17 protein-coding genes are annotated in these 16,360 nt (G+C 61.8%); 13 read left to right on the top strand and 4 right to left on the bottom strand.

Annotation, left to right across the window (positions count from 1 at the left end):
• The first annotated feature begins 57 nt into the window (after nucleotides 1-57).
• The 10 genes from AC07R0_RS06565 to AC07R0_RS06520 all read left to right on the top strand — a co-directional run bounded on the left by AC07R0_RS06565 (nucleotide 58) and on the right by AC07R0_RS06520 (nucleotide 10,281).
• Nucleotides 58-1,251, top strand: coding sequence for a beta-ketoacyl-[acyl-carrier-protein] synthase family protein (locus AC07R0_RS06565; protein ID WP_495104267.1), 1,194 nt, complete (start codon nucleotides 58-60; stop codon nucleotides 1,249-1,251).
• Nucleotides 1,248-2,042, top strand: coding sequence for a beta-ketoacyl synthase chain length factor (locus AC07R0_RS06560; RefSeq protein WP_495104266.1), 795 nt, complete (start codon nucleotides 1,248-1,250; stop codon nucleotides 2,040-2,042). Before AC07R0_RS06565 ends, AC07R0_RS06560 begins: the two co-directional genes overlap by 4 nt.
• Nucleotides 2,039-2,503: a hotdog family protein gene (locus AC07R0_RS06555; protein WP_495104265.1), complete on the top strand. Its 465-nt coding sequence runs from the start codon at nucleotides 2,039-2,041 to the stop codon at nucleotides 2,501-2,503. Before AC07R0_RS06560 ends, AC07R0_RS06555 begins: the two co-directional genes overlap by 4 nt.
• Nucleotides 2,500-3,858 (top strand): AMP-binding protein, encoded by a 1,359-nt coding sequence (locus tag AC07R0_RS06550; protein ID WP_495104264.1) that lies wholly within the window; start codon nucleotides 2,500-2,502, stop codon nucleotides 3,856-3,858. Before AC07R0_RS06555 ends, AC07R0_RS06550 begins: the two co-directional genes overlap by 4 nt.
• A gap of 1 nt (nucleotide 3,859) precedes the next feature.
• Nucleotides 3,860-4,159 (top strand): 3-hydroxyacyl-ACP dehydratase FabZ family protein, encoded by a 300-nt coding sequence (locus AC07R0_RS06545; protein WP_495104263.1) that lies wholly within the window; start codon nucleotides 3,860-3,862, stop codon nucleotides 4,157-4,159.
• Nucleotides 4,156-5,088, top strand: coding sequence for a lysophospholipid acyltransferase family protein (locus tag AC07R0_RS06540; RefSeq protein ID WP_495104262.1), 933 nt, complete (start codon nucleotides 4,156-4,158; stop codon nucleotides 5,086-5,088). The genes AC07R0_RS06545 and AC07R0_RS06540 overlap by 4 nt, the downstream gene beginning before the upstream one ends.
• Nucleotides 5,085-7,442, top strand: a complete 2,358-nt coding sequence (locus tag AC07R0_RS06535) for an MMPL family transporter (protein ID WP_495104261.1) — start codon at nucleotides 5,085-5,087, stop codon at nucleotides 7,440-7,442. The genes AC07R0_RS06540 and AC07R0_RS06535 overlap by 4 nt, the downstream gene beginning before the upstream one ends.
• Before the next feature lie 109 nt (nucleotides 7,443-7,551).
• Nucleotides 7,552-8,376: a beta-ketoacyl synthase chain length factor gene (locus AC07R0_RS06530; protein ID WP_495104260.1), complete on the top strand. Its 825-nt coding sequence runs from the start codon at nucleotides 7,552-7,554 to the stop codon at nucleotides 8,374-8,376.
• The gene (fabG, locus tag AC07R0_RS06525) at nucleotides 8,373-9,092 is read left to right on the top strand and encodes a 3-oxoacyl-ACP reductase FabG (RefSeq protein WP_495104259.1); all 720 of its coding nucleotides are present in this window, start codon (nucleotides 8,373-8,375) and stop codon (nucleotides 9,090-9,092) included. Before AC07R0_RS06530 ends, fabG begins: the two co-directional genes overlap by 4 nt.
• Before the next feature lie 13 nt (nucleotides 9,093-9,105).
• Nucleotides 9,106-10,281, top strand: coding sequence for a 1-acyl-sn-glycerol-3-phosphate acyltransferase (locus AC07R0_RS06520; protein WP_495104258.1), 1,176 nt, complete (start codon nucleotides 9,106-9,108; stop codon nucleotides 10,279-10,281).
• Here the strand turns inward: AC07R0_RS06520 and AC07R0_RS06515 are convergent.
• The 4 genes from AC07R0_RS06515 to AC07R0_RS06500 form a co-directional block, all read right to left on the bottom strand.
• Nucleotides 10,254-11,060, bottom strand: a complete 807-nt coding sequence (locus tag AC07R0_RS06515) for a class I SAM-dependent methyltransferase (protein WP_495104257.1) — start codon at nucleotides 11,058-11,060, stop codon at nucleotides 10,254-10,256. The two genes, AC07R0_RS06520 and AC07R0_RS06515, sit on opposite strands and share 28 nt — an antisense overlap.
• An 87-nt stretch (nucleotides 11,061-11,147) precedes the next feature.
• A complete protein-coding gene (locus AC07R0_RS06510) occupies nucleotides 11,148-11,918 on the bottom strand; it encodes a glycosyltransferase family 2 protein (RefSeq protein WP_495104256.1) in 771 nt (256 codons plus the stop codon).
• A gap of 3 nt (nucleotides 11,919-11,921) precedes the next feature.
• On the bottom strand, nucleotides 11,922-12,686 hold the full coding sequence (locus AC07R0_RS06505) for a lysophospholipid acyltransferase family protein (RefSeq protein WP_495104255.1): 765 nt from the start codon (nucleotides 12,684-12,686) through the stop codon (nucleotides 11,922-11,924).
• A 16-nt stretch (nucleotides 12,687-12,702) separates the two neighbouring features.
• On the bottom strand, nucleotides 12,703-13,956 hold the full coding sequence (locus tag AC07R0_RS06500) for a beta-ketoacyl-[acyl-carrier-protein] synthase family protein (protein ID WP_495104254.1): 1,254 nt from the start codon (nucleotides 13,954-13,956) through the stop codon (nucleotides 12,703-12,705).
• A gap of 263 nt (nucleotides 13,957-14,219) precedes the next feature.
• Between AC07R0_RS06500 and AC07R0_RS06495 the strand changes: the two genes are divergently transcribed.
• Genes AC07R0_RS06495 through AC07R0_RS06485 form a run of 3 tightly spaced genes read left to right on the top strand, consistent with a single transcriptional unit; the run spans nucleotide 14,220 to nucleotide 16,253 of the window.
• Nucleotides 14,220-14,480 (top strand): acyl carrier protein, encoded by a 261-nt coding sequence (locus AC07R0_RS06495; protein WP_495098695.1) that lies wholly within the window; start codon nucleotides 14,220-14,222, stop codon nucleotides 14,478-14,480.
• Nucleotides 14,481-14,490: 10 nt separating this feature from the next.
• The gene (locus AC07R0_RS06490) at nucleotides 14,491-15,753 is read left to right on the top strand and encodes a beta-ketoacyl-[acyl-carrier-protein] synthase family protein (protein ID WP_495104253.1); all 1,263 of its coding nucleotides are present in this window, start codon (nucleotides 14,491-14,493) and stop codon (nucleotides 15,751-15,753) included.
• The gene (locus tag AC07R0_RS06485) at nucleotides 15,750-16,253 is read left to right on the top strand and encodes a 3-hydroxyacyl-ACP dehydratase FabZ family protein (protein WP_495104252.1); all 504 of its coding nucleotides are present in this window, start codon (nucleotides 15,750-15,752) and stop codon (nucleotides 16,251-16,253) included. Before AC07R0_RS06490 ends, AC07R0_RS06485 begins: the two co-directional genes overlap by 4 nt.
• Nucleotides 16,254-16,360: the final 107 nt, after the last annotated feature.

Here is a 16,360-nt window from a genome sequence, read left to right as displayed (position 1 = left end):
GGCCAAACGCCTACCCTGGTCAAGTAAAATTTCAGCGTTCCATCATGTGAATTTGCCGTGCAGCCATTATTAGTAAAAACATTCACGACCACCACCGCATTGGGGCGCGGCATTGCCGACACCCTGAGTGCGTTGCGCGCACAGCGCAGTGGCCTGCAGGCGCGTTCCTGGGAAACGGTGAACCTGCCCACCTGTGTGGGCGAGGTCGACGGCCTGGATGCGATGGCCATGCGCGCCGACATGCAAGACTTCGACTGCCGCAACAACCGCCTGGCCCAGCTCGCCCTGGAGCAGGACGATTTCATGCAGAGTGTGCAAGCCGCTGCCGAACGCTACGGCCGAAAACGCATCGGTGTGTTCCTGGGCAGCAGCACTTCGGGCATTCTGAGTTCGGAGCAGGCCTATCGCCAGCGCGACCCTGTCAGTGGCGCCCTGCCCGCCAGCCACAGTTACCGGCATACCCACAACATGTTTTCCGTGGCGGATTTCGTGCGCCACTACACCGATATTCAGGGCCCTGCCTACGTGGTCTCTACAGCCTGCTCGTCGAGTGCCAAGGTATTTGGCATTGCCCAACGCATGATCGGCTGCGGCCTGATCGATGCAGCGGTTGTAGGTGGCGTCGATTCCCTGTGCCTGACAACCCTCTATGGCTTCAATTCGTTGCAGCTGATATCCAGCCGCCCCTGCATGCCCTTTGACGCCGAGCGCAACGGCATCTCGATTGGCGAAGGCGCCGCCTTCATCTTGCTCGAGCGTGCCGACCAGGCCCAGGCGGACGACATCCTGCTCAGTGGAGTCGGCGAATCCAGCGACGCGCACCACATGTCGTCACCCCACCCCGAGGGACTCGGGGCGCGCCTGGCCATGCAGGCCGCCTTAGACATGGCTGGCCTGCAGCCACAGGAGATTGGCTATATCAACCTGCATGGCACCGCTACACCCAGCAACGACGCCGCCGAAGATTTGGGCGTAACCGCGGTGTTCGGCACGACCACCCCATGCAGCTCCACCAAGGGCCATACCGGTCATACCCTGGGAGCCGCCGGCGGCGTGGAAGCCGTGATCTGCGCGATGGCACTGCGTCATAACTTTTTGCCTGGTGGCACCGGCACCAGTACCCTCGATCCACGCCTGCATTGCAATTACCTTTTGGCGAACCAGGAACTGGCAATTACCCACGCGCTGAGCAACTCCTTTGGCTTTGGCGGCAGTAATTGCAGTCTGCTGTTCTCCAGGAAAAGGGCATGACAGCCCTGCAGGTCTTTGTTGACGGCGTCGGTTTATATGCACCTGGGCTCGATGGATGGGCACACGCCCGTGCCGTGCTCGCCGCGCCGCAAACCTACCATGCGAGGCCTTTGCAGTTGCCCAGCGTCGACTCCCTGCCGGCGGCGGAACGCCGTCGCCTGGGCATCACAGTCAAGCTGGCCATGGCGGTTGCTTATGACGCGGCCCTGCAGTCGCCGATCGATCTGCAGCATTTGAGCTCGGTGTTCGTATCGAGTGCCGGCGATTGCGACAACTGCCACCAGATCCTCGAAGCCCTGGCATCAAGTGACCGGGCCATTTCACCCACCCGCTTTCACAATTCGGTGCACAACGCGGCAGCCGGGTACTGGAGCATTGCCACCGGCAGCCGGCAGCCCTCCACCAGCCTGAGCGCGCATGATGCCGGCTTTGGTGCCGCGCTGCTGGAAACCGCCAGCCAGATCCGAAGCAACGCCCAGCCCGGTCTGCTGGTGGCGTTCGACACGCCCTATCCGCAACCCCTGCATGCTCTGAGCGGCGTCGCACACCCTTTCGGCATGGCCCTGCTACTGACACCGGAACGTAGCGCCACCACCCAGTGCCGCCTGACGCTGTCGCTGACCCAGGAAGCCGCCCACACCATGCCCACCCCGGACCTCGAAGCCATGCGCCGCAACGTGCCCGCCGCGCGCGCACTGCCGCTGTTGTCGGCCCTGGCCATGCAGCAACCGCAAAATCTGATGATCGAATACCTGCAGGGGCTCAACCTTGCCGTCACGCTGCAACCATGAAGATCGACCGGACCTGGATTCAGCATCACATTCCACACCAGGGCAGCATGTGCCTGCTGGAAGCGGTCAGACACTGGAACGACTCCGAGATCCAGTGTTGCGCTCACAGCCACGTGGCACCCGGCAACCCGCTGCGCAATGCGCACGGACTGCCCATCAGCGCCGGCATCGAATATGCGGCGCAGGCCATGGCGGTGCATGGCGCCCTGTTGGCTCCGGTGGACCAACTCCCGGAAGTCGGCTACCTCACCAGTGTGCGCAACGTGGAATGGTGGGCACCCAGGCTGGACGATGCGGGCCCTAAGCTCACGGTCCAGGCCAGCCGCATATCGGGAAACGAGGTGAGCCTGCTGTATGACTTCAGCATCCTCTGCGGTGACCGCCTGCTGCTGCGTGGCCGTGCTGGCGTGATGCTCAAGCCCCCGGCAGCCCACCAGAATCCCCTTGCTCCCCTGCCATGAATACGCTGCCCCTACTACCCCTACCCGAATCACTGGCCACCCGCACCATCGCCTACCGCAACCAGCGCCCGGTCAGCCAGGCCGAGTTCCTGCGTGACGTCCTGGCCCTGGCTGCGCAACTGCCGCAGACCGGACATGCGTTCAACCTGTGCAAGGACCGCTACTGGTTCTCGGTCGCCCTGTTTGCAGCCATCAGCCGCGGCATGGTGAGCCTGCTGCAGAACTCCACGGCCCCCGAAAACATGGCTACGCTGTACTCCGACTTCCCCGACGCCATCTGCCTAGACGAGCAGGTCACACCGGTGTTGGCGCAGATGCCCAATGTGGTGGTTCCGCAGGCGGCCACGTCGGCATACGACGCCCCCCTGGAAATGCCACTGATACCGCGTACCCAGCAGATCGCCCGCATCTTCACCTCGGGTTCGACCGGCAAGCCGCAGGCCCATACCTTGACCTTCTGGCGCATGCACAAGTGCGCCATTGCCGAGGCCGAGCGCATGTGGGAGACCGCCGGCGGCCCCTGCTCGGTGCTAGGCACCGTGTCACCCCAGCACATGTTTGGACTAGAAGCGACGGTGCTGCTGCCCATCTTTGGAGGTGGTCAGTTCAGCGCGCGGCAACCATTCTTTCCGGCCGACGTAGCCAGCGCTCTGGCCGAACTGCCCGAGCCACGCCTGCTGGTTTCCACTCCCTTTCACTTGCGCAAGCTGATGGACGCGCAGATCCCATTGCCACGCGTCAGCGCCGTGCTGTCGGCCACGGCACCGCTGTCACTGGAACTGGCCAAGGAGGTCGAAGCCCAATTGAACGCGCCCATGGTGGAAATTTACGGCTCCACCGAAACCGGTGCGCTGGCGACCCGGCGTCCGACCCAGGGAACCGAATGGGAAACCTATTCCGGCATTACGCTGCGACAGGATCAGGGACAAGACCAGACCTGCGCCCATGCCGAGCACTTCGACGCACCACAAACACTCAACGATGTGGTGGAGCTGCTGAGTCCACACCGCTTCCGCCTGCTGGGTCGCAACTCGGACATGATCAACATCGTCGGCAAACGCAATTCTCTGGCGTTTCTCAACCAGCTCCTGCTCAGTCTGCCCGGCGTGGAGGACGGCGTTTTCTGCATGCACGAAAGCGCATCGGCCGACGAAACACCGCGGCTGATCGCCTTTGTCGTGGCCCCCTCGCTGACAAGCACAACCATCATGGCCAGCTTGCGCCAGCATGTGGACCCGGTATTTCTACCTCGGCCCCTGGTCTTTCTTGCGACCCTGTCGCGCGACGCCAATGGAAAACTTACCGCATCGACCCTGACCGAACTGCGTGCCAAACACCTTGCCACGAAAACCTGAGATGCCCGTCGTACCCCTGCCATTTGCCGCGGACCACCCGGCGTTCCCGGGCCATTTTCCGGGGCGCCCGATCGTGCCCGGCGTGCTGCTGTTGGATTGGGCGCAAACAGCAATTGAAGCCCGACTTGGCCATCAGGTCCAGGCCCTGGCCGAAGCCAAATTCCACAGCCCTGCTACCCCCGCGGATGCACTCGAACTCGACTTTGAAGTCGGCGTCTCCACAGTGCGCTTCGAAATCCGCAGCGCAGCCCGCAAGATTGCCAGCGGCCGCTTTCCCTTGCCGCCAAGTTCCGCCGCATGAGCGAACCAAACACTTCCAAACAGCTTGACGACAAGCCGGCGTGGATGCAGCGTAAGGAGCGCGGCAGCTTTTTCCTGCTCCAGCTGATGAGTCGCATTTCCTTGATTTTTGGACGCCGTCTCTCGCGCGTCGTAATCTATGGCATTGCCCTGTACTTTCTGCTGGCCGCACCAACCGCCCGTAAGGCTTCACGCAGCTACCTCACTCGAGCCCTGCAGCGCCCCGCTACATGGGTCGATCTGTACCGACACATCCTGGCGTTTGCAAGCACCATCCATGACCGGTTCTACCTGCTCAACGGCCAAGTCAATCTGTTTGACATCCAGGTGTTTGGTGCAGAGCCGATCATCGACCACCAGGGCAGGGGCAAGGACCACGGCATGCTGCTGTTCGGCGCGCATATGGGCAGCTTCGAAGTCTTGCTGGCCCATAGCCGCAGCAACCATCTCGACTCCTGCGTTGCGATGTACCCAGAAAATGCCCGGCAGCTCAATCGCGCGCTGGCGGCTATCAATCCAGATGCAATCACCGGCATCATTGCGTTGGGCCAAATCGACTCCATGCTGACCGTCCACCACAAGCTGGAAACCGGTGCCCTGGTCGGCGTCCTGGCCGACCGTGCGACCGGCCCGGACCAATACCTCACACTGCCATTCTTGGGAGCACCGGCACGCTTCCCCACCGGCCCCTTTCGCATGGCGGCCATGCTGGGGCGCCCGGTCTACTTCATGACCGGACTGTACTGCGGCGGAAATCGTTATGAGGTGCACTTCGAGCCGCTGGCCGACTTTGCCAACGTCACACGCAAGCAGCGCGATGAGGCGGTCCGCGACAGTTTGCAAAAATACGCCACGGCGCTGGAGCGGCACTGCAAGGCAGCGCCCTACAACTGGTTCAATTTCTTCGAATTCTGGGAGCCAGCACCATGAAAAACAAGCAGCATGTGCTGCCGCTCGTCCTCTGGCTGGCCGGAATGCTGGCCTGCCTGCTGGTGATCGTGCAAACCCACTTCGTGGCGGATCTATCGGCATTCATGCCCCGCACGCCCAACGCGCGCCAGCAACTCTTGATCGACCAATTGCGCCATGGCGCGGTGGCGCGGCTGATCATGATGGGCATCGAGGGTGGGGATGCCGCTGAACGCGCCCGCCTGTCACGCGCCCTTGCCAAGGAGCTGCAGCAGACCGGCCTGTTTGTCGCAGTGCAAAACGGGCAAGAAGAAACCCAGGAGCATGACCGCGCCTACTTCTTCGACAACCGCTATCTGCTCAGCCCGGCAGTCACTCCCGCGCGCTTCGAGGTCGACGGCTTGCACGCAGCGATCAGCAGCTCCATCGACGCGTTGTCCGGCGATGCGGGGATGGCCATCAAGCGCCTGTTCGCGCGCGACCCCACGGGTGAAACCCTGCAACTGCTGGAGCAGTTTTCCGGCCTCAGCCAACCACAGAACATCAACGGCGCCTGGGCCTCGCGCGACGGAAAACGCGCCTTGCTGCTGGCCTTTACCCAGGCCGCCGGGTCCGACACCGAAGCGCAGTCCCAGGCGGTGAGCACGGCCCGCAGCCTGTTTAGCGCGCTGCCTGGACGCAGTGCGGACGCCCGCCTGGTGATGAGCGGTGCCGGTGTGTCATCGGCGGCCTCGCGCAACACCATTGAAGAAGAGGTCGGGCGCCTGGCCACCGCCAGTTTTGTGCTGGTGGTTTGCCTGCTGCTGGCAGTGTACCGCTCACCAATGCTGCTGGTATTGAGCCTGCTGCCCGTGCTGTCCGGGGTGGCGGTCGGCATTGCCGCGGTGAGCCTGGGCTTTGGCCAGGTGCACGGCCTGACGCTGGGCTTCGGCACCACCCTGATCGGCGAAGCAGTGGACTACGCGATCTACTTCTTCCTGCAACGCGGCAGCAGCCAGATCTCGGGCAGTTTCTGGCGCACCATCTGGCTTGGCGTGCTGACCTCGATCGCCGGTTTTGCCGCCCTGCTGTGCTCCAGCTTCCCCGGCCTCGCCCAGCTGGGCCTGTATTCCATCAGCGGCCTGGTAGCTGCCGTGCTGGTCACGCGTTATGTGCTGCCGGTGCTGACACCACAGCAATTGGCCTTGCGCGACCTCAGCCAGCTTGCCGCCAGGCTCGATCACGCCATCGGGCGCGCCGCCGCGCTGCGCTGGCCGGTGGCCGTGTTGGCGCTGGCAGCCACCAGCGCCGTGCTGCTGCACCACGGCAGCATCTGGAACCGCCAACTCTCCGGCCTCAATCCGCTGCCAAAGTCCGAACAGCGGGCGGACGAACAACTGCGCGGCGACCTGGGCGGAACCAATACACGCTACATCATGGCGCTGACAGCCAAGAACCAGGAAACCGCGCTGCAACAGGCCGAAACGGCTGGCGCCGTGCTGCAAGGCCTGGCGAAAGAGCAGGTAATCGCCGGCTTCAACTCCCCCGCCACGGTACTGCCCAGCCTGGCCATGCAGCGTGCCAGGCAAACTGCACTACCCGACGAGGCACAGGCACAGGCCCGGTTGCAGCAAGCGCTGCAAGGCTTGCCGGTGCGGGCCGAGCGTCTGGGCGCGTTCCTGGTCGACCTGCAAACCGCAAAGCAACACCCGCCCTTGCAGCGCGTGGATCTGGATGGCACCTCGGCGGCACTGATGGTGGACTCGATGCTGGTGCCGCGCGCGTCGGACTACCTGGTCTTGATGCCCGTGCGACCCATGGACGAAGGCCCATTGGCGGACAACATCCCGCTGGACCAGGTGCATGCTGCGCTGCGCGCCAAGGGGTTGAACGACGCCGTCGTAATCGACATGCTGGAAGAGTCCAGCAGCCTGTTTGATGGCTATCGCCACGAGGCCCTGTGGCTGGCGGGCCTGGGCTGCCTCTTCGTCCTCGCGCTGCTGATGGCTTCGCTGCGCTCCTGGGTTCGCACACTGCGGGTGGCCGCTCCGCTGGCTTGTGCCGTGGTGTGCGTCACCGCGGTCCTGCTGCTACAAGGCACCCAGTTGACCATCCTGCATCTGGTTGGCTTGCTGCTGGTGGTTGCCGTCGGCTCCAATTACGCCCTGTTCTTCGACCGCGGCGCACAGACCGGCAGCGCCTCCTATCGGCAGCAAACACAAGTCGCCCTGCTCGTCGCCAACCTGACGTCGGTGGGTAGTTTTGGTTTGCTGGGCCTGTCCAAGGTACCGGTACTCGCAGCCATCGGCAGCACCGTGGCGCCGGGCGCTTTTCTGGCCCTGGTCTTTGCCGCCATTCTGACGCGGGAACGCGTAGATGCGCAGCACACACCCTGAGACCACACGCCTCCTTCTCGGATTGATTGCAGGTGCCAGCACCTACAATCATTGGCTAACCACGGTAGACGGAGAGAAGACCACAGATGCAAAGCGCGATTGATCACAGATGACCACGCACAACATCTACCTCGACGGTGTAGGACTTCTCGGGCCTGGCCTGACGAGCTGGGAACAAGCCTGCGACGTGTTGACCGGACGACAAGCCTATGTCGCGGCGCCTACGGCATTGCCCGCGGTAGAAAAGCTGCCTCCCGCCGAACGCCGGCGGGTCGGCACGCCCGTCAAGCTGTCCATGGCCATCGGATTGGCGGCGGCAAACCATGCCGGAGCTGATCTGGCCCAACTGGCCACGGTGTTTTCCTCGACGGAAGCCGACTGCGACAACGCCCATGCCATCCTGGAAACCCTGGCCTCCCCCGACCGCGCCCTGTCCCCGACCCGCTTCCACAATTCGGTGCACAACGCAGCGTCCGGCTACTGGGGCATCGCCACCGGCAGCATGGAGCCCAGCACCAGCCTGAGCGCCTTTGATGCCACCTTCGCCGCCGGCCTGCTGGAAGCCGCCACCCAAGCCATCAGCAGTGGCAAACCTTGCCTGCTGCTGGCCTATGACACGGCATATCCCGAGCCCCTGCAGCGTCTGCGGCCGATCCCCGCTGCCATGGGTGTGGCCCTGGTTCTCAACCCCCGCCAGACGCCGACCGCCCGCGCACTACTGAAGCTGACATTTGGCGATACCACCGCGACGCGCATGCCCGAAGACGACCTAGAGCAGCTGCGCCTGCGCATTCCGGTGGCACGCAGCCTGCCCTTGCTGGCCCTGCTGGCGCAGGCTCGCAGCGGATCGGTGACGCTGGAATACCTGGACACGCTGCGACTCGGCGTAGAGGTCTGCGACATCAACCCCACTACGCGGAGTCAACATCCATGAAGTGCGCCCTGGTCACCGGTGGCAGTGGCGCCATCGGAGCGGCGATCTGCCGCAGCCTCGCAGCCGATGGCCTGCATGTGATCGTCCATGCCAACCGCAACCTCGCCAGCGCCCAAAGCCTGTGCGACGAACTGAAAAGCAGCGGCGGCTCGGCGCAGGCCGTTCAGTTTGACGTGACCGATGGCAGCGCCACCCAGGCCGCACTGGAAGCCCTGCTGGAGGACGGACCGATCCAGGTACTGGTGAACAACGCGGGCATCCACGACGATGCGGTATTTCCCGGCATGCAGCGCCAGCAGTGGCACAGCGTGATCGACGTTTCGCTGCATGGCTTCTTCAACGTCACGCAACCGCTGTCGATGCCCATGATCCGCAGCCGCTGGGGCCGCATCATCAGTGTTTCTTCGATTGCCGGCATTACCGGAAACCGTGGCCAGACCAACTACGCCGCCGCCAAAGGCGCGCTGCACGCAGCGAGCAAGTCACTCGCGCTGGAGTTGGCCACACGCGGCATCACGGTCAATGCCGTCGCCCCCGGCATCATCAGCTCGGACATGACCAAAGACGTCTTTGACAGCACCGCCATTGCCAACCTGGTGCCGATGAAGCGTGCGGGCAAACCGGAAGAAGTTGCGGCGCTGGTGCGGTTTCTTGCCTCGGACAGTGCGGCCTACATCACCGGCCAGATCATCTCGGTCAACGGCGGTATGGTTTAACCTACCCCACAGGATGCAAGCCCGTCACCTGAACGCTGCAAACCTGAACGCAACAACCCAGCGCACAGTGGACAGTCCCGTCGAATTTGCGGACAGCCGAGAACGTTTTTTTGCAAGCCCGCTTGCCAACACCATCTTGCGCTGGTGTTTTCCTGGTCTTTCCCGACAGGCCGTCATCGAGCAGACCAATGCCTTCCGCGGCACAGAGGACTTCCAGTTCGCCTATGTCAATCCGATGCTGCAGCGCATCCTGCGCGAAACCTCGCAAGGCCTGAGTATTTCTGGGTTGGACCGGCTCCCGATCGATCGCAAGTTTCTGTTCATCTCCAACCACCGCTGTATCGTCATGGATGCCGCGCTGGTCTCGCTGAACCTATTGGCCAGCGGACGTGGCACCTGCAAGGTCTGTGTTGGCGACAATCTGATGACCACACCCGGTGTTTCCGAGCTGATGCTGCTGCTCAATGGTGTGGTCATCAAGCGCAATGGCGCACGCCGTGATGTTTATGCCAACGCCCGGCAGGTGGCGGCCTACCTGGCTCGGCAAATCGATGAACAGCGTTATTCGATCTGGTTGTCGCAAAGCCCCGGACGCACCAAGGACGGCAACGACCACACCGACCCTGCCATCATCAAGATGCTGGGTCTAGCCGGTGCACGGACCTACACGGATTTCGAAAAACTACACATCGTGCCGGTTGCCGCCTCCTACGAATTCGAGCCGTGTGCCATCCAGAAGGTGCGCGAAACACTGCTGCGACGCACATGCGGTGAGTACAACAAGTCCGCAGGCGAAGACGTTGCGCAAATCCGTGACAGCCTGGTCGCAGACAAGGGCCACGTCCACCTGGCGTTTGGCGAAGAAATCCGCCTGGACGACGCCCCTGGCGCCGACGTAGTACAGGAAGTCACGGACCGGATCGATGCACAAATCTGGAACATTTATCGCGTCTGGGACAGCAACCAGATCGCCCATTCCCTGCTGACCCGGGGCAACTGGGACCTGGACACCCCCTACGCGCAAACATTCATGGACCTGATTGCCAGCCAGGTGGCGGAGTTGACCAACATGGGATTGCCGAGCACTGCAGCACGCGAAGCGCTCTTGCAGCTGTATGCCCAACCGGTGTTCAACGCGCTAGGCGCCGCTGCCTCCCACTCCTATTCAAGGTCGCAGGGTAAGGCGTAGCCGCTGCGCTGGAACCATGTGACCAGGCTACGAAAATTGTCCTGCTGCGCAGCCGACAGCTTGGCAAACGTCTCCTTGGCACGTTGCAGCGTCTGCGCATCTATCGGGCGTTGGAATGCGCTTTTGAACACCACCATGAACGGCGCCAGCACCGTCACATGGCGTTTCATGTCCAAACCCAACGGTGCCACGGCAGCCGACAACTCTTCCACACTGAATGCGGCCCGTAGGGAGTTGAAGTAGTCCTCGGTGAATTGCACCGACTGCCGCAGGTCATCGGCAAAGAAGCGCTGGGTGCGGATCAGCTTGAGTCGCCCGAAGTCCGTCAAGTAGAAGCGCCCTTGCGGCTTCAACACGCGGCGAATCTCAAGCACCGTGGCGTGCAGCGCCGCCTGGTCTGGCAAATGGTGCAGGGACATGGTGCAAATCACGCAGTCCATGCTGGCATCTTCCAGCTTGGTCAGGCGGATCATGTCGCCGTGCACCAGTTCGACATTGCTGACACCCGCATTCGCCAGCGCGCCCTGCGCACACTGCAGCATGGTGGGCGACGCGTCCAGGCCGACAAAACGCGCGCCAGGATTCAGGCGCGCAATCTGCATCAGCTGCTGGGCCGGGCCGCACGCCAGATCCAACACCCGATCGCCCGGCTGCAGGACCGCGCTAATCTGCAAGGCGTTGTACAAATAGAGAAACGCCAATGCCCCGTCTTGTTCGCCGGCCTGGGCAAAAGACGAGGTCTGCGCCACACTTTCCATGACCAGGTCAGGTTCCGGCACCCTGGGCGGCTTACGCCAGGAAATTCGTTCGCGAAGAAGATGGGCCAAGACTGTTATGGACATATGCCTCTGCAGATTCTGGCCGATTCAAGCACTCAGTTTTCTGATGATCAGCGCCGGCAGGCGCAGCGCGAACCCGATCATCAAACGGATATGCATCCAGGTCAGCAGCAGGTTGTCGCGACGGTAGTTGAAATGGGAAACCCCACCCTCATGCGCCTGCAAATACTTCACCGGCGCGGGCAGATTGACCGGCACCACACCGCGCCAGCACAAGCGCACGGCGGCCTCGGGATCAAAATCAAAACGGCGCATCCAACGCTGGCCCCGCATCACGGCGCGCAACGGATCCACCGGATAAACACGAAAGCCGTACAACGAGTCGCCAATTCCCGCCCACAAGGTTTCCAAATTTGCCCACCAGTTGGATATCTTGCGCCCCTGGACGCGCAACGCCGGCGCGCTAGCATCGAATACCGGCACACCTAACACCATGGCCGCGGGTGTCGCCTGGGAGCAATGCATGAAGGCTTCGATGAGATTCGCCGGGTGCTGCCCGTCGGAGTCCATGCATAAGGCATGGGTGAAACCCTGTTGCGCGGCCTGTTCCAGTCCATGCAACACAGCCGCCCCTTTGCCCTGGTTTTGCGGCAGCACAAAGACCCGCAGGCCGTCGTCCAGGTCGGCCATTTCCAGCAGGACGACGGCGGTGCCATCGGTACTGCCGTCGACCACCACCCACACCGGATTCCAGTGCGCGCGGGCCTGCGCCACAGTCTCGTAGACTCGGACGCCGGAGTTGTAGCTGGGGATCAGCACCAGGTGGCTGGTGGACGGCAATATGCGCTCGGTGTGCATCGATCAGGCTCCTCCGGAGAGAGGCGTGATTTCACTGCGAAAATAATCATGCAGGGTCACCGTGAATGCCTTGGGATTGCTTGGTGGATCAAAGCGCCGGCCCAGACGGATGCGAAAGTGCATCGGCATGTCGGGTCGCTTCAACCATGGCCAGCCCTTGCCCAAAAACCGGCTGTCCTGCTCGATGATGATGGTCTGAATCGGAATACCGGAGCGATAGGACACATAGGCCGCACCGATATGAAACTCTCCCAGCGGCATTGGATCGCTGCGCGTCCCTTCGGGAAACAACAGCAATTGACTGCCGTGGTGCAATTCGTCCACCGCCAGATTGACCGAGCCGAGAAACAGATCGTTGCGAATGTATCCCGCCAGACGGGCACCAGCCCCCCACAAGGGATTGCGCATCAGCGAGGCCTTGAGAATACAGGTCACATTCGGCAGCCGGGACAACACCATCAGCGCATCCAGCAGGCCCGGGTGATTGACAGCCAGGATCAAAGGACCGGCGCCGCGTAGGGCGTCCAGCGCAACAATATCGAAATGCGCTAGATCAATGACTTCCAACAGCCAAAGGTAGGCCCGAAACCCAAGTGTGGCCATGCGGCGCCCCGCCCACATGCCCCAACGGCTTGGCAAGACCAGGCTCAAGGGCAAAGCCAGAGCGGTCCAGGTCAAACACCCCACACCCAGTATCGCAAGTGCGAAACGCAGGCGAGCAGCAGCATACAGATAGCGAAAAAACAGCATCAAAAAAGCAGTATCCAACAAGCGTTAAACATCATCAACCGACCGCACGAAATGCCAGGACGGCGTTGCTGCCCCCAAATGCAAAGGCGTTGCTGATGGCCGCCTGCAGCGGTACATCCAGCAGGGCGCCGCCCATCACATGGCGAACCCCCTGGCAGTCCTCGGCAACCTGCTCCAGATGCGCGGTGGGCGGGATCGCCTGCCGGGCCAATGCCAGCACGGTGATCAGCGCTTCGATCGCACCGACCGCACCCAGCGAGTGTCCATGCATCGACTTGGTGGCACTCACCGCCAACTGCTCTGCATGGGCACCGAAGACCAGCCGGAGTGCATTGATTTCAACCGGATCGCCTTCCACGGTGGCCGTGCCATGGGCATTCACATAGCCGACTTGTGACGGTATGAGTTCAGCTTCACGCAGCGCCGCCCCGATGGCCCTGGCTTGCCCCTGGGCATCGGGGCGCACCAGGTGTGTATGGTCACAACTTTGCCCAAACCCGGCCAGCTCGCAGTAGATGCGGGCGCCACGCTGCTGCGCATGCTCCCAGTCTTCGAGCACCAGCGCGGCAGCCCCCTCGCCCAGCACCAGGCCCTTGCGCCCTTTTTGAAAGGGGCGGCAGGCACGGTACGCGGTTTGTTCATCACCTGTTGCCACCACGCGCATGGCCTCCCAGGCGCGCATGATAGTAAAGGCCAGCGGCGACTCGGAGCCACCGGCGACGACCAGGGATGATTCACCGCGTTGAATGCGCCGAAACGCCTCGCCAATGGAAACGGTTGAAGAAGCGCAGGCCACTGAATAGGTGAGGCAGGCACCGCCCAAGCCCAAAGCCATGGCGATATGAGAGGCGGCCGCATTGTTCATCGCCATGGGCACAGACAAGGGGGAGACCCGCTGCTTGCCACGCAGGTACATGTCTCCGTAGCCCTTCTCGTACGTCAGCATGCCACCTGTGCCTGTGCCCCAAGACACACCGTATTCGTCAGAGCCTGCCCCTTCGCGCGCCAAACCGGCGTCATCCCAGGCAGAAAACGCCGCCGCCACACCCAACTGGCTATAGCGATCAGCCACATGGGCAATCAAATGGCCAATCGACGCTTTAGCGTCAAACTGGGCGCAGGTCACCGCAGGCTGCACCAACCGGGATGGCGAGGTGGGATGCTCGTAAAGACGGATAGCGGAATCGCCGCGCAACATACTGGCGAAGAAGTCATCGGTGTCTCCACCAAAGGGACTCACCATTCCGACGCCTGTGACAGCAACTCTACGACCAGGCCCCTTGCTCATGAATGCTGCGAGTGAAATCAGTTGGTTATTGTTTCCAGTGTGATCCTCCTCAACAAATCACCTGGGCCGCACACAGCGGTGTGCAGAAGCGTTTGATTCTAAAGCACGTGAAATTCCTGAAACCGTCGGAATAATCCAGGAAAATCATCCGACGACGGCTGGGCGCGCGAGCGGATCGATGCAGCGGCCCGGTTTTCAGGCCTCCCTTCGCTGAGCCCGGCTCCGATACAATTCATCACCACAATGTCACACTAGTAGCCAGCATGTTATTTGATCAAATCAAGAATTATTTAGTGGAGACGGCGGGTGTTGATCCCAAGAAATTTGAAGATCCGATATTGAAAGTTGCCGATCTCGAACTGGACTCCCTGGGTTTGGTCGAAATGCTGTTTGAAGTCGAAGACAAATACGGTTTCCAGATTCCGGACCCCATGGTCTTTCTGCCCATGACCTTTGCCGAAATGGTTGCGGCCATCAACACCATGGTCCAGGAACACAGCAAGCTCCAGGCTACCAAAAACTAATCAACGCGCAGTGAATAAAGTAGTTGTCACTGGCTCCGGCATCATTTGCCCTCTAGGTGCCGACAAGGCCAGTGCATTTGCCGCCGCATTGGATGCACGTAGCGGCATTGGAGCCTGCCCCGTAGATATCGCCGCCAGGCTCCCCCACATCGTTGTGGCGCAGGCCAGCGTCTCCCCGGAAACCCTGCTGGAACAAGCTGACCAGGGACTCGACCGTGCCACCCAATTTGCACTCGTAGCCACCGCACAGGCCATCAGAGAGGCCGGGTTTGCCTATCCGCCGACCGATTCACGACGCATTGGCGTCTTCGTCGGCATCGGCTTTGGCGGTTCGCAAACCAGTGACAGCCTGTATGCACGTTTTTACAAGACGCTGTCCGACCCCAGCCTGAAACACAAAGACCCCACCGTCATGCATCCGCTCACGGTGCCACGGATCATGGCCAATGCCGCCGCTGCAGCCATTTCCATGCGTTACGGACTGCACGGCCCCAGCAACACCTATTCGGTAGCCTGCGCATCCTCGGCTATAGCCATCGGCGAGGCCTATCGGGCCATTCGCCATGGCTATCTGGACGCAGCGGTGGTGGTCGGCACCGAAGCCATGCTCAATCCTGGCGCCATGCTGGGCTGGAACGCGTTGCGCGTCATGGCCAGGCCTGACGCCAACGACCCCTCTCGCAGCTGCCGCCCGTTTGCCAAGGATCGAAACGGCTTTGCCATTGGCGAAGGCGCTGCAGCCCTGGTCCTCGAAAGCGCCTCCCGCAGTACCGAGCGCGGAGCCCAAGTACTCGCAGAGTTGGCCGGCTACGGCTGCAGCAGCGACGCACAGCACCTGACAGCGCCCAGCATCGACGGCCAAGTCCATGCCATGCAGCAAGCACTGCAGGAAGCCGGCCTAGCCCCAGAACAAATTCAGTATGTCAATGCCCATGGCACCGCAACCGTCGCCGGTGACGTCATTGAAACCCAATCCATCCACAAAGCCTTTGGCAGTGCCGCTCGGCAGGTGGCAGTAAGTTCGACCAAATCCATGCACGGGCATCTTATCGGCGCGGCCGGTGCCCTGGAGCTGGCGCTGAGCATCGAGGCACTGAACAGTGGCTCCCTGCCACCCACTGCGTACCTCGACAACCCCGATCCGCAATGTGATCTGGACTACATCCCGCTTCGGGCCCGCCACGACTGTCACGTCGAAGCGGTGATGTCCAATTCCTTTGCCTTCGGCGGCAGCAATGTGTCCCTGGTGGCACGTCGGTTTACCGCACCATGACGCAACCCATTCCCGAGTTTCCATTCACCCTGGACCATACGGCGATTGAAAAACTGCTTCCCCATCGCGGCCCCATATTCGCATGCAAGCAGTTGATCGCACGGGGCCCACGCGTCTACACGGCAATCGCCAACTGGTCACTGGACAACGCGATGATCCGGGGACATTTCCCCGGCTATCCTCTGGTACCCGGAGTCATGCTGATTGAATCCGTGACCCAACTTGCGGGTGCTGGATTGCTGAGCGCCGATCCTTACGTGCAGTCATTGCCCAGCGAACGCATCGGCGTGTTGGCATCGGTGCGGCGCTGTGCCTTCAAACGTCCGGTGCTGCCAGAACAGGATGTCACCTTCGAGATCACCTGCCGCCAGATCGGTGCTGATGCAGTGCAGATCGTGGCTCAGGCCTTGGTCCAGGGTATCGAAGTGGCTCAACTGGAAACCCTGATGGTCTACGCCGACAAGACGCAGCTCTCGGCCTCCATAGGCTGGTCTACCTGAGTGTTAGAGTCGATCCAATCTTGACCAGCTGGGGGTGCGGACAATAACTTGGACTACTTGGAGGTAGTTCATGTATTCATACGAAGAGCGAATTCGAGCCGTCAAGC

It is taken from the genome of Rhodoferax sp. GW821-FHT07F03 (genome assembly GCF_059418745.1).
This window is presented reverse-complemented; position numbering and strand designations above follow the sequence as displayed.